The organism is Providencia sp. PROV223 (assembly GCF_028479245.1).
GTDB lineage: Bacteria > Pseudomonadota > Gammaproteobacteria > Enterobacterales > Enterobacteriaceae > Providencia > Providencia rettgeri.
Map to the genome: position 1 here is coordinate 84110 of NZ_JAMPNG010000003.1, position 13185 is coordinate 97294.

11 protein-coding genes are annotated in these 13185 nt (G+C 41.8%); 7 read left to right on the forward strand and 4 right to left on the reverse strand.

The window, feature by feature from the left end:
* The first annotated feature begins 1 nt into the window (after nucleotide 1).
* The 6 genes from leuB (at nucleotide 2) to PR767_RS05400 (ending at nucleotide 7343) form a co-directional block, all read left to right on the forward strand.
* Nucleotides 2-1090 carry a 3-isopropylmalate dehydrogenase gene (leuB, locus tag PR767_RS05375; RefSeq protein WP_004913217.1) on the forward strand — a complete coding sequence of 363 codons (1089 nt, stop codon included), beginning with the start codon at nucleotides 2-4 and terminating at the stop codon, nucleotides 1088-1090.
* Between the two features lies 1 nt (nucleotide 1091).
* Nucleotides 1092-2495, forward strand: coding sequence for a 3-isopropylmalate dehydratase large subunit (gene leuC, locus PR767_RS05380; RefSeq protein WP_004913219.1), 1404 nt, complete (start codon nucleotides 1092-1094; stop codon nucleotides 2493-2495).
* Nucleotides 2496-2502: 7 nt separating this feature from the next.
* The gene (gene leuD, locus PR767_RS05385; protein WP_109912697.1) at nucleotides 2503-3108 is read left to right on the forward strand and encodes a 3-isopropylmalate dehydratase small subunit; all 606 of its coding nucleotides are present in this window, start codon (nucleotides 2503-2505) and stop codon (nucleotides 3106-3108) included.
* 500 nt (nucleotides 3109-3608) lie between these two features.
* A complete protein-coding gene (gene sgrR, locus PR767_RS05390) occupies nucleotides 3609-5288 on the forward strand; it encodes an HTH-type transcriptional regulator SgrR (protein WP_004913225.1) in 1680 nt (559 codons plus the stop codon).
* A 560-nt stretch (nucleotides 5289-5848) separates the two neighbouring features.
* Nucleotides 5849-6535, forward strand: a complete 687-nt coding sequence (gene mutH / locus PR767_RS05395) for a DNA mismatch repair endonuclease MutH (RefSeq protein WP_272519985.1) — start codon at nucleotides 5849-5851, stop codon at nucleotides 6533-6535.
* A gap of 76 nt (nucleotides 6536-6611) precedes the next feature.
* Entirely contained in the window at nucleotides 6612-7343 is a 732-nt protein-coding gene (locus PR767_RS05400) for a TerC family protein (RefSeq protein ID WP_004913230.1), read from the forward strand.
* Here PR767_RS05400 and PR767_RS05405 read toward each other — a convergent pair.
* Entirely contained in the window at nucleotides 7340-7588 is a 249-nt protein-coding gene (locus tag PR767_RS05405; protein WP_110732106.1) for a helix-hairpin-helix domain-containing protein, read from the reverse strand. The two genes, PR767_RS05400 and PR767_RS05405, sit on opposite strands and share 4 nt — an antisense overlap.
* Before the next feature lie 164 nt (nucleotides 7589-7752).
* Between PR767_RS05405 and PR767_RS05410 the strand changes: the two genes are divergently transcribed.
* Nucleotides 7753-8628, forward strand: a complete 876-nt coding sequence (locus PR767_RS05410; RefSeq protein WP_272519986.1) for an alpha/beta fold hydrolase — start codon at nucleotides 7753-7755, stop codon at nucleotides 8626-8628.
* A 62-nt stretch (nucleotides 8629-8690) separates the two neighbouring features.
* Here PR767_RS05410 and PR767_RS05415 read toward each other — a convergent pair whose 3' ends face one another.
* The 3 genes from PR767_RS05415 to speA all read right to left on the reverse strand — a co-directional run bounded on the left by PR767_RS05415 (nucleotide 8691) and on the right by speA (nucleotide 12925).
* Nucleotides 8691-9470: an acetoin reductase gene (locus PR767_RS05415; RefSeq protein ID WP_004913238.1), complete on the reverse strand. Its 780-nt coding sequence runs from the start codon at nucleotides 9468-9470 to the stop codon at nucleotides 8691-8693.
* Nucleotides 9471-9806: 336 nt separating this feature from the next.
* Complete coding sequence (gene speB / locus PR767_RS05420; protein ID WP_109912701.1) at nucleotides 9807-10727, reverse strand: agmatinase; 921 nt, start codon at nucleotides 10725-10727, stop codon at nucleotides 9807-9809.
* A 293-nt stretch (nucleotides 10728-11020) separates the two neighbouring features.
* Nucleotides 11021-12925 carry a biosynthetic arginine decarboxylase gene (gene speA, locus PR767_RS05425; RefSeq protein ID WP_004262076.1) on the reverse strand — a complete coding sequence of 635 codons (1905 nt, stop codon included), beginning with the start codon at nucleotides 12923-12925 and terminating at the stop codon, nucleotides 11021-11023.
* Nucleotides 12926-13185 lie beyond the last annotated feature (260 nt).

Below are 13185 nucleotides of genomic sequence, written 5' to 3' on the forward strand. Positions count from 1 at the left end.
AATGTCTAACTATAAAATTGCCGTATTACCGGGAGATGGCATCGGTCCAGAAGTGATGGCGCAAGCTCACAAGGTTTTAGCCGCTATCAGCAAACGTTTTGCAATAACAATTAACACCACTGAATACGATGTTGGCGGCGCGGCAATCGACAAACACGGTGAACCGTTACCGCAGGCTACAGTAACAGGTTGTGAGGAAGCTGATGCGGTATTATTTGGCTCTGTCGGTGGGCCTAAATGGGAACACTTACCACCTGATAGCCAGCCTGAACGCGGTGCATTATTACCTTTACGTAAGCATTTTAAATTATTCAGTAATTTACGCCCTGCTCGCTTATATCAAGCATTAGAAGCATTTTGCCCATTACGTGCAGACATCGCAGCTCAAGGTTTCGATATTCTTTGTGTCCGTGAATTAACCGGTGGAATTTACTTCGGTCAACCGAAAGGCCGTAAAGGTGAAGGCCAAGAAGAATATGCATTTGATACTGAAGTTTATCACCGCTATGAAATCGAGCGTATCGCGCGTATTGCTTTTGAATCGGCTCGCAAACGTAATAACAAAGTCACATCAATCGACAAAGCAAACGTGTTGCAAAGCTCAGTATTATGGCGTGAAGTGGTCAATCAAATTGCTCAAGAATATCCAGATGTTGAAGTCAGCCATATGTATATCGATAACGCAGCAATGCAAATGATCAAAGCCCCATCTCAATTTGATGTGGTGTTATGTTCTAACTTGTTCGGCGATATCATTTCTGATGAATGTGCGATGATCACCGGTTCTATGGGCATGTTACCTTCTGCGAGTTTAAATGAAGCTGGATTTGGTTTGTATGAACCTGCGGGCGGCTCTGCACCAGATATTGCAGGAAAAAATATTGCCAACCCAATTGCACAAATTTTATCTGCTTCCATGCTGTTAAGATTTAGCTTAGACCAAACGGATGCGGCAGATGCCATCGAGCGTGCAGTCAATAAAGCCTTAGAAGAAGGTTATAGAACATCAGACTTAGCAGGTGCAGGTCAGTCAATAAGTACCAGTGAAATGGGCGATATTATTGCTCGTTATATTGCAGAAGGGGTTTAACATGGCCAAGACTTTATATCAAAAATTGTATGATGCCCACGTTGTCCGTGAGGTCGAAAATGAAATCCCTTTGATTTATATCGATCGTCACTTGGTACATGAAGTTACATCACCTCAAGCATTTGATGGTTTGAGAACTAAAAAACGCCCATTGCATCAACCAAGTAAAACATTTGCCACCATGGATCACAACGTATCGACGCAAACCAAAGATATTAATGCTTGTGGCGATATGGCTCGTATTCAAATGCAAGAGTTAATGAAAAACTGTAAAGAGTTTGGCGTAACTTTATATGATTTGAATCACCCATACCAAGGTATTGTCCATGTGATGGGGCCTGAGCAAGGTATCACTTTACCCGGTATGACCATTGTATGTGGAGACTCCCACACCGCAACACACGGTGCATTTGGCTCATTAGCCTTTGGTATCGGGACGTCAGAAGTTGAGCACGTGATGGCGACCCAAACACTGAAACAAGCACGCGCTAAAACAATGAAAATTGAAGTCGTCGGCAAAGCTCCTGCTGGCATTACCGCAAAAGATATCGTTTTAGCGATTATCGGTACAACTGGTAGCGCAGGCGGTACTGGCTATATTGTTGAGTTTTGCGGTGAAGCCATCGAAAACTTGAGCATGGAAGGCCGTATGACGGTATGCAACATGGCTATTGAATTAGGTGCGAAAGCGGGGATTATCGCACCAGATGAAACCACCTTTGCCTATATGAAAGGTCGCCAATTTGCACCTAAAGGCCAACAGTGGGACGACGCGGTTGCGTATTGGAAAACGTTAAAAACTGATGATGATGCACAATTTGATAAAGTCATTACTATTCAAGCAAGTAGCATCGCACCACAAGTCACATGGGGAACTAACCCGGGGCAAGTAATTGCCATTAACCAACCGATACCTGCCCCAGAATCATTTGCAGACCCTGTTGAGCGTGCTTCTGCGGAGAAAGCATTAGCTTACATGGGGTTAGAGTCCGGTATTAAATTATCTGATGTAAAAATTGATAAAGTATTTATTGGTTCATGTACTAATTCGCGTATTGAAGATTTACGTGCAGCAGCTGCAATTGCTAAAGGAAAAAAAGTTGCCAATGGCGTGCAAGCCATTGTTGTTCCGGGATCTGGCCCTGTTAAGGCCCAAGCGGAACAAGAAGGTTTAGATAAAATTTTCATTGAAGCGGGCTTTGAATGGCGTTTACCTGGATGCTCTATGTGCTTAGCGATGAATAACGACCGTTTAAACCCTGGCGAACGCTGTGCATCAACCAGTAACCGTAACTTTGAAGGTCGCCAAGGTCGAGCAGGCCGTACTCACTTAGTTAGCCCAGCAATGGCGGCTGCAGCAGCGATTAATGGCCATTTTGCTGATGTACGTGATATTCAAATCTAAGGAGAAAATGATGGAAAAGTTTATTACACACGTCGGGATTGTTGCTCCTTTAGATGCAGCCAATGTGGATACTGATGCCATTATCCCTAAACAATTTTTGCAAAAAGTGACTCGCACTGGTTTTGGCCAACACTTGTTTAATGACTGGCGTTTTTTAGATGAGAACGGGCAACAACCTAACCCTGATTTCGTCTTAAATAAGCCAGTTTTCAAAGGGGCAAGTATTTTATTAGCTCGTGAAAACTTTGGTTGCGGTTCATCCCGTGAGCACGCACCTTGGGCATTGACTGACTTTGGTATTCAAGTGGTTATCGCCCCAAGTTTTGCTGATATTTTTTATGGTAACTCGTTTAACAACCAATTATTACCAATTAAATTAAGTGAAACCGAAGTAGATGAGCTGTTTAACTATGTTAATGACCATGAAGGTTGCCAGTTTACGGTAGACTTAGAAGCTCAAACAGTCACTGCGGGTGATAAAACCTATCATTTTGAAATTGATAGCTTCCGTCGCCACTGCATGATGAATGGTTTGGATAGTATTGGTTTGACGTTGCAGCATGTCGACCAAATCAAGGATTTTGAGCAGCAAATCCCTGCATTCATGAGCTAAGATACTCGTCATATTTCACGTGGCGTGGGTGTTAGCATCGCTCGGCTACACGCCACATGAACTATTTAGAGTATCCCACATTCAGATTTTTTACTCCCATAAATGCGGAACCTGTCAATATTTACCAGCTTTACACTCCTTAGTCACTTCCCCATTAATTTCTTCCTGTATAATTAATAACAAAATAAGATTTTTGCTTTTAACTGAACAATTTTTTCTAAATAGTTCGCGTTATAGCAAGGCGGCAAGTGAGGATACGCCTAGGAGCATACATAAGTATGTGACTAGGGTAGCTGAACGAAGCTAACACAGCTATAACGCGAAATATGACGAAAAAATAAAAAAAAGCCGGTAAAAACCGGCTCGGTGATAATACACCATTACTCTAAATGGGGGAGTCGGCCTGCAACTGCAGACCAAACGAGCTACTTACTACCTTCTATTATCGTGAGAATTTAGGAAATTAAAATTGATGTATTTTTTGCCGGAGTTCCTCTTTTATGTCTAATTCGCGATTACAAACCCAATTCATTCGTCTCTGGCAACATTTTCAGGGTCAAGACAGTGAAACAACACTACAAGACATCGCTGATACGCTGTTTTGCTCTCGCCGTCATGTCCGTACTCTGCTTAATAATATGCAGTCACAAGGTTGGCTTAGTTGGCAGGCAGAGTCTGGTCGAGGAAAACGCTCTACCCTTATTTTTCATGTTAATGGCTTGGAGCTACAGCAGGCACAGGCTGAACAACTACTCAAAGAAGAAAGTATTGAAAAACTTGTCGCCCTAGTGGGTGATAAGGAAACCATTCGTCAAATGGTATTGTCTGAACTGGAACGCAGCTATCGACAAGGTAAGAATTTATTACGAATTATTTATTATCGAGATTTCCCGACATTGCTTCCTGGTGCGCCAATGCGCCGCTCAGAAATTCACTTGATGAGCCAAATATTTAATGGCCTTACCCATATAAATGAGGAAAAAGGGGAAGTAGAAGATGGCCTTGCCCACCATTGGCAATCCACCAGCGATACCCAATGGCGTTTTTATTTACGCCCCGCTATTTATTTCCATCATGGGCGAGAAATGGTTACCGACGATATTATTTATTCCCTTTTACGCTTAAAAACCTGTTGGCCGCTATTCTCACATATTCAATCCGTTAGCTCACCGCAGCCTTATGTCATTGATATCACGTTAAGTGAGCCTGATAAACAACTACCTTGGTTATTAGGTAGCCACCATGCCGCCATTTTACCGAAAGAGTGGGAGAGCCTCGAAAACTTTAGCCGTTGCCCAATCGGCACTGGCCCTTATCAAGTAGAAAAAAACTTGCCACAAAAGCTGACCATTACGGCTTTCGACCGCTATTTTGGCTATCGTGCGCTACTCGATGAAGTGACCATTTGGGTGGTTCCTGAACTCTCTGAGCAAATGGTCTGTACAACATTAAAAATGGATGGTGATAAGCACCATAATGGCTCGCTCGAAAGTCGTATGGAAGAAGGCTGTTATTTCCTGTTAATGGATCAGCGTTCACCGATAGCTCAGCGTGAAGATGTTCGTAAGTGGTTATGTAGCTTTTTAACCCCTGTCAACCTACTTGCACATTGCGAACCTTTTTATCAGCGCCATTGGGCACCTGCTTATGGCCTGTTACTCCATTGGCATCACAGTAAAATGCTAACCTTGTTTCCCAAGCCTGAAGATTTAACTGAGCTTACTGTCACTTTTTATCGCCACCACCATGAGTTCTACGCAATTAGCCAAATTATGAAACGGGTTTTACAGATGCAAGGTGTGGAACTTAAGATCAATATCATTGATTACGATGATTGGTTTAATGGCAATGGAGAAAGTGATATTTGGTTAGCAACAGCTAACTTTTTTAAACCTCTCGAATTTTCCATCTTTGCAACCTTGTACGAAATGCCATTGCTACGACAATGCCTTAATAACCCTCTCAGCAATGAACTTAATCTGTGGCGTAATAACCAATTAGATGTCGAAGCTTGGTGTGAAAGCTTAGTTGACTCACAAATCTTTCACCCCGTTTTTCATCATTGGCTTGAATTGCAAGGCCAAAAAACCATGCGCGGTGTACGAATGAATACCTTTGGCTGGTTTGATTTTAAATCTGCGTGGTTTAAACCGTCTGAGGATAACCTAGAAAAATATTGATAGTTATAAACAGATGAAATGAATAATAAGGATGTTATTCACTTTTTCTGTGGATATCCATGTGAACAACCTCATGGTAATCAGGGTATATCCCCAAGTCGCTTTTTTATCAAAAAAAAGCACAGTTGAATAATCACTGATAAATCAAACAAATAAATAGCAAAACAGCCTTTTATCCACTGACTACTTTTTTAACTAACATGCTTAGGACTTTAACTGAGCAAAGATCAAACAACGTTGTATTTATCCACAAGATATGTGCTTAACTTACTCATATTTTGTGATTTGCGTCATAAAAACCGTTTCGTCAAGGCTGTAAATACACACAGTAATCTCTATTTTTCACAGTTATCCAGAAATCCTGTGGATAACCTAGTGCATGATCCTGTGATTATCTTGGGATGAACTTGAATAACCTCTGTAATAATTTATAACTTGGATGAATAAATGATATTATACCCCTATATATCAGATAGTTAAAAATACCAAAGAAAAAGTGTTATACTTCTTGAGTTATATGTATTTTCACTGGCTACTTTTTATACATTACTATTCAAACCATGACGCCATTTATTGCACCACCACCACCTGATAACGAAGCGACCTTAATGAGCCGAGCGCAAGCTCTTGCTGGCTACACGCTTGGTGAGCTCGCCCAACACGCAGCTATCCCTATTCCTCCGGATCTCAAGCGCGATAAAGGCTGGGTTGGTATGCTATTGGAATATTATTTAGGCGCGAATGCGGGAAGTAAGGCAGAGCAAGATTTCGCCCATATTGGAATTGAATTAAAAACCATTCCGATTGACCGGTATGGTGTTCCACTTGAAACCACTTTTGTTTCTGTTGCACCGTTAACAGGAAACAGTGGTTTAACATGGGAAAATAGCCATGTTCGCCGCAAGCTGTCCCGTATTTTATGGTTTCCTATTGAAGGGGAAAGGCAAATCCCACTCTCACAACGCAGAGTTGCAAACCCATTAATTTGGAGCCCGTCCCCGTTTGAAGAACAGTTGCTACGGCAAGATTGGGAAGAGTTAATGGACCTCATTGTGTTAGGCAAAGTGGAAAGTATTACTGCACGTCATGGGCAGGTATTACAAATTCGCCCTAAGGCCGCAAACAATAAAGCACTAACGGAAGCTATTGGTGAGTTTGGTCAGCCTATTATGACGCTACCACGTGGTTTTTATCTTAAAAAAGATTTTACCGCGCCCTTACTAGCACGGCATTTTAGTTTAAGTTAGTCGCTAACCATCGCCTGTACCAAAGCAGACGATAAATTATTATCACTGTTTAATTCGTTAATTAGAAGGTACCAAGATGTTTGAGTGGATACTGGATCCCAATGCCTGGATGGCACTCGCTACATTAACCATATTAGAAATTGTCCTAGGCATCGATAATATTATTTTCCTCAGTATTGTGGTGAGCAAACTTCCTAGTCACCAACAAAATAGTGCCAGACGGACTGGCCTTATTGCAGCAATGGTGATGCGTCTTGCATTATTGGCTTCTATTGCGTGGTTATCACGCCTTACCACCCCACTTTTTACTGTCGCTGACCATGTGGTATCCGCTCGCGATCTCATATTATGTGCAGGTGGGATCTTCCTTATTTGGAAAGCAAGCCAAGAAATTTTTGATACGATTGAAGGAGAAGGTGAAAATAGCCTAGCAAATAAAAAAGTGAGCTCATTTTGGGGGGCTATCGTTCAAATTGCTTTGTTAGACATTATCTTCAGTTTAGATTCCGTGATCACGGCTGTGGGGCTATCAGACCACTTATTTATCATGATGGCTGCGGTCGTCATCGCTGTGCTCATTATGATGCTTGCAGCCAAACCCATTGGCGACTTTGTTGAGCGCTACCCTTCTGTAAAAATCTTAGCCTTATCATTTTTGATTCTTGTTGGTTTCACCTTACTACTTGAAAGTGTTCAAGTTCATGTATCAAAAGGCTATATCTACTTTGCGATGTTCTTTTCCATGGCAGTACAAGTTCTCAATATCTTGCGTAGTAAGAAATGGAAAACGAGAAACCAAACTGATTAAGATGGCAATCTAACCGCTTGTTTAGCTGCTAAAATAGCCCCTTCTACCGCTTTTTTCGCTTGTGGGCTATTTTTCCAGCAACTTGAGCCAGTTAATGCGGCCCCATAAATTAAAATTTCATCGTAGGAAGCTTCACTTAATTGTGCGAGTGAACTAAACCCCATTTGTTCTAAACGGCTAATCACTGTGGGCCCGACCCCTTTAACTGCCAACAAAATCTGTTTTTCTGATTCAGAAAATGCCATTTTACTCTTCTCATTGTTAATGAATTGATATTTATTAAGCTAATATTTTGCATTTTACCTATTTAATACTTTAAAATTGCAACTATAACAATGCCAGTTTTAATAATTATTAGCTGACCTATCTTATCACCCAATCTGTACCTGCTCTGTGTTAGGAATTCACCATGTATAACGCACCACTGACCAACACACATCAACACACGATGAAATTACCTGATAACCGCCAATTTTGCTGGTTTGAATCAGGCCCTAAAACAGGTTTTCCTGTTATTTTTTGTACAGGAGCAGGGATGAGTGGTTCATTAGGGTTTGGTTTGGATTTACTCGAACAACTGAACATTCGTTTGATTGTTCCTGAACGTGCGGGCCTTGGTGAATCCACTTTTCACCCTGAAAAATCATTGAAAAGCTTTGCTATGGATGTGCAAGCACTGCTAAATGAGCAATCCATTACCCGATTTTCTGTCGTTGGTTTTTCTCAAGGTGCTGTTTTTGCGATGGCTATCGCCCACTATTGCCAGCCTATTTCACTGTCTATTGTGTCTGGGCAAGACCAATTTGAATACCCTGCAACTCGCGCGATACTCCGCATGGATGTCGTGAACATGCAAGAACAAGCTCTTAACACCCCTGAAGCCCTGTCAGATTGGCTATTAAAGAATGTCACTGGTGAGTGGCTGTTGGCATTTATTCTTAATTGCAGCGCAGATATTGACCAACAACTTTATAATGAAGAACAATTCCTTGATGCCTATACTGCGTGTATTCGACGCGCTTTTGCACAAGGTAATCAAGGTTATGTACAGGATTTAATCCTCTCTTTACAGCCTTGGGGATTCACCCCTGAAGATATTCAATGCCCGACATCCTTATGGTATGGCGAATTAGATATGAGCACCGTACACTCCCCCGATTTTGGTAAAATTTTGTCCGGTCGCTTACTAAACTGCAACCACCATTTACATTCGCAAGAAGGCGGCTCTTTGCTTTGGACTCAAGCAGACAATATCTTAGTTGATATTCAGAAATACGCCGCATAAACAAAAACCGCGATGAGTTATTCATCGCGGCTATTATTGCATCCTAGATTCATATGAATGAATTAACGATACACAATCCCGCCATCAGTCAAAATAGATTGGCCAGTAATATAGTCAGAGTCATCGCTCGCTAAAAATGCAACCAAACCTGCCACATCATCTGGCGTTTGTGCACGACCTAATGCGATGCCTTCGACATATTTTTTATAGGTTTCACCTTTTGGCGTACCTGTGATTTCAGAGAAGCGCTCATCAATCTCTACCCACATATCTGTCCCAACAATACCTGGGCAATAAGCATTCACAGTGATACCTGAACTGGCGTATTCTTTTGCCGCGGCTTGCGTTAATGCGCGTACGGCAAATTTTGTGGCAGAGTAAACGCCTAACATTGCAAAACCATCATGTCCTGCAATAGAGGATGCATTGATGATTTTTCCTTTGTGTTTACGTTCTTGGAATTTTTCACTAGCAGCTTGAATGCCCCACATGGTTCCATCTACGTTGATTTTGAAGATTAAATCCATATCTTCTTGGCGAACATCAGCGATTGGCTTAACTTGTGCAATCCCCGCGTTATTAATCATTACATCAAAACCACCCAATTCAGCTTCTGCATGAGCCACCGCAGCAAAAACTTGGTCACGTTGACTGATATCTGCGGCAAATGTTGTTACTTTACGGCCTAACGCTTCAATTTCTTTGGCAACATCTTGGAGCTTGTCTTTTTTCAAATCCACCAGTGCGATATCAGCGCCTTCTTTCGCTAAACGCAATGCGATACCACGACCAATACCTTGAGCTGCACCAGTAACTAAGATAACTTTATTATTTAACGCCATACTTTTCTCCTACTGAATAATAGCCAAATTGACTAGTTCACCTTTAATATTAAGTTAGCAACAATAACAATAAGTTACAAAGTATTAATTTTAGCCTAATATTTGTTATTTATAAAAAATATTTCACTATTTACAAGGTTAATATGTTTTTTTTACCGTAGAAAAATACATATAGACGTAAATTATAAGATTATTGTTAATAAAAATCATTCTCAATTTAATAAACAAAAAATGCGATTTATTGATTTTTAGTATAATTGATAACCACTTATATAAAATATGGACATAAAAAAGCCACCAATCGGTGGCTTAATGATGCAATTGAAAATAAATGACTTATTTTTTAGCGGCTTGGATATACAGCATCTCTAATGCGATAGATGCTGCGGCTAATGCCGTGATTTCAGATTGGTCATAAGCCGGAGCGACTTCCACTAAATCCATACCCACGATATTTAATGACTGTATTCCACGCAATAATTTCAATGCACGATCTGACGTTAAACCACCAATAACAGGGGTTCCTGTGCCCGGTGCAAATGCAGGGTCAAGGCAGTCTATATCGAAAGTCAGGTAAACAGGTAGGTCACCGACAATCTCTTTGATCTGCGCGACCATATCATCCACACTGCGATCATTCACCTGACCTGCATCCAATACAGTAAAGCCATTATCGCTGTCATGTTCGGTACGAATACCAATTTGTACTGAATGATTTGGGTCGATCAGACCTTCTTTTGGTGCATGATAGAACATGGTTCCGTGGTCAAATTTGCTGCCATTGCCATAGGTGTCAGTGTGCGCATCGAAATGAACCAAGGCCATTTTACCGAAGTGTTTTGCATGAGCGCGCAGCAATGGTAGTGTAACGAAATGGTCACCACCAAAGGTCAAGCAGCGTTTACCTGATTCAAGTAGTTTTTCAGTATGTGCTTGCAGTTTATCACTCATGTCTTGCGCATCACCGAAAGCAAACACCACATCACCACAATCGACGACATTTAAACGTTCGGTTAGTTTAAAGTTCCACGGCCAACGGTGACTTTCCCATGCAAGGTTAGTAGACACTTGGCGAATAGCGGCTGGCCCATGACGGCTACCTGCACGGCCTGAGGTTGCCATATCGAAGGGCACACCCGTGATCACCCACTCAGCGTCTGAGCTGTAAGGCTGAAAATTCAGCGGAAAACGTAAGAAACCAAATGCGTTAGAAACCAGTGAATTATCAACTTGATTGCCTAAAGTACTATTAATCATTTTTCTTCCTCAAATAGGCCAGCCCGTTAGCAAGCCCTTTTTATATTTGGTTCGAATAGTTTTACCTAATTAACTTCGCACAGTATAAATAATAAACAAATCATGTTATTTGCACAAAGTTATTATCTGTTCACTATCTTAATGCCCTATGAGTCATTTAATGCGCTAAATAGTTTATGTTGTGGCTAGGCGGCAAAATGAGCCAATTCCTAGGAGCATACACAAGTATGTGACTAGGGTTGGCAAATGCAGCCAACAACGCGACGGTGCGAAATATAACGCGCATTGAGCATTTATTCGTCTTCTAAATAAGTATACCCATATAGGCCATTCTCGAACTCTTCCACAAAGTCTTTTTGAAGTTGCTCACTTAAACCGGTGCCTTTTACTTGCTCTGTAAAGCTTTCTAGTAGGACTTCCGGTACTAATTTGACGTATTGCAGCATATCTGCCACAGAATCGCCCTCTTCACTTTGCAAGTAACGCAAGTTGCCTTGGCTATCAACCCAGACATCTATCGCGGCGGTATCACCAAATAGGTTATGCATATTACCTAAAATTTCTTGGTATGCCCCAATCATAAAGAAACCTATCATTGGTGGGTTTTCTGGGTCATATGCAGGCATTGGCATTGTGGTTTCAACGCCATCACCATCCACATAATGGTCAATAATACCGTCTGAGTCACAGGTGATATCTAACAGTACCGCGCGACGGTCTAATGGTTTATCTAACCCTTCAATCGGTAATACTGGGAACACTTGGTCGATTCCCCAAGAGTCTGGTAGCGATTGGAATAAGGAAAAATTCACATAAAATTTATCAGCCATGCGCTCTTGGAGTTCGTCGATTATCGGACGATGAGCACGATTACTTGGATCTAAATCCTGTTGAATACGGCGGCAAATATTTAGATATAACTCTTCTGCCCATGCACGTTGCGTTAAATCTAGTACGCCGTGTGCATACTGAGTGTGCGCTTCTTGTAAGTCGAACTGGCTATCATGCAGCCATTCACGTAATGAACGGCTATTACCTTGATGCTGCATTGACTCCCACGTTTCCCATAAGGAAATCAATGAACGTGGTGCATCTTCATGAGGTGGTGTTGTTTTGGTAAATTCATTACGCTCAACACCAATTACATTGGAGACTAAAACGGTATGATGAGCAGTAAGAGCTCGGCCAGACTCTGTGATTACGGTTGGGTGCGGTAAATCGAATTCTTCACACGCATCCCCAATTGCCCAAATCACGTTGTTAGCGTATTCATTTAAACCATAGTTGACCGAGCAATCGGATTGAGAACGAGTACCTTCATAGTCAACACCAAGGCCACCGCCCACATCAAAGCACTGAATGTTAACGCCTAGGCGATGTAATTCCACATAGAAACGCGCTGATTCACGGACACCCGTAGCGATGTCGCGAATATTGGCCATCTGAGAGCCTAAATGGAAATGAAGCAACTGTAAGCTGTCTAGGCGATTCGCATTGCGTAAAATTTCCACTAATTGCAGTACTTGAGTTGCAGCCAAACCAAACTTAGATTTTTCACCGCCACTTGCCTGCCATTTACCTGAGCCTTGGGAAGCCAAACGGGCACGAACCCCTAAGCGTGGCGTGACATTTAAGCTTTCCGCTTCTGCCAATACCATCTCAATTTCAGACATTTTTTCGATAACAAGATAAACCTTGTGACCTAATTTTTCCCCAATTAACGCTAATCGGATATATTCACGGTCTTTATACCCATTACAGACGATAACAGTCTGTGTTTTACCTGCGTTGGCTAAAACAGCCATTAATTCAGCTTTTGAACCCGCTTCAAGGCCGAGCGGCTCGCCAGAATTAACCAGCGATTCAATGACTCGGCGTTGCTGGTTAACTTTTATGGGATAAACCAGAAAGTAATCGCCTTTATAGCCATAAGACTCACGTGCGCGTCTAAATGCCGCGTTTATTGAACGTAAACGATGCTGTAAGATTTGCGGGAAACAAAACAATGCAGGTAAGCGTAAATGCTCCTGCTCTTCTTTAACCTGATTAACGAGGTCAGCTAAATCAACAAAGGTGTCAGGGTTCTCAGGATTCGGGCAAACACAGACATTTCCGCGCTCATTCACCTGATAGTAACCACCACCCCAATACGCGATGTTGTACGTCTGACGCATTTTGCGAGCGATATTATCATTCATAATAAACTCCTTTTATGGAGGGGTGAGTGACGCGTTCTCCTTCCTGATGCATGTCAGTGAGGACATAACACTGCAAGGCAGTTATGTCGGGGAAACGGCAATACTCAGATTTTAATAAAAAGTGCTTAGAACTTCTAAACAGTGACAATATACGACCTTAAGCTGACAGATTAATGACTCAGCCTCGAAGGTGTATTAAAGATGTGACGGTAACTTCGTGATGAAGTAAAGAATGACAGGAAAGTAAATGCCAAAGTCAC

What these genes read in the sequence shown, in the direction of transcription:
- speB (WP_109912701.1), bottom strand. Translation starts at nt 10,727, where the DNA reads ATGATTAATAGTACTTTAGGCAATCAAGTTGATAATTCACTGGTTTCT.
- leuD (WP_109912697.1), top strand. Translation starts at nt 2,503, where the DNA reads ATGATGGAAAAGTTTATTACACACGTCGGGATTGTTGCTCCTTTAGAT.
- mutH (WP_272519985.1), top strand. Translation starts at nt 5,849, where the DNA reads ATGACGCCATTTATTGCACCACCACCACCTGATAACGAAGCGACCTTA.
- PR767_RS05400 (WP_004913230.1), top strand. Translation starts at nt 6,612, where the DNA reads ATGTTTGAGTGGATACTGGATCCCAATGCCTGGATGGCACTCGCTACA.
- speA (WP_004262076.1), bottom strand. Translation starts at nt 12,925, where the DNA reads ATGAATGATAATATCGCTCGCAAAATGCGTCAGACGTACAACATCGCG.
- PR767_RS05405 (WP_110732106.1), bottom strand. Translation starts at nt 7,588, where the DNA reads ATGGCATTTTCTGAATCAGAAAAACAGATTTTGTTGGCAGTTAAAGGG.
- leuC (WP_004913219.1), top strand. Translation starts at nt 1,092, where the DNA reads ATGGCCAAGACTTTATATCAAAAATTGTATGATGCCCACGTTGTCCGT.
- PR767_RS05415 (WP_004913238.1), bottom strand. Translation starts at nt 9,470, where the DNA reads ATGGCGTTAAATAATAAAGTTATCTTAGTTACTGGTGCAGCTCAAGGT.
- sgrR (WP_004913225.1), top strand. Translation starts at nt 3,609, where the DNA reads ATGTCTAATTCGCGATTACAAACCCAATTCATTCGTCTCTGGCAACAT.
- leuB (WP_004913217.1), top strand. Translation starts at nt 2, where the DNA reads ATGTCTAACTATAAAATTGCCGTATTACCGGGAGATGGCATCGGTCCA.
- PR767_RS05410 (WP_272519986.1), top strand. Translation starts at nt 7,753, where the DNA reads ATGTATAACGCACCACTGACCAACACACATCAACACACGATGAAATTA.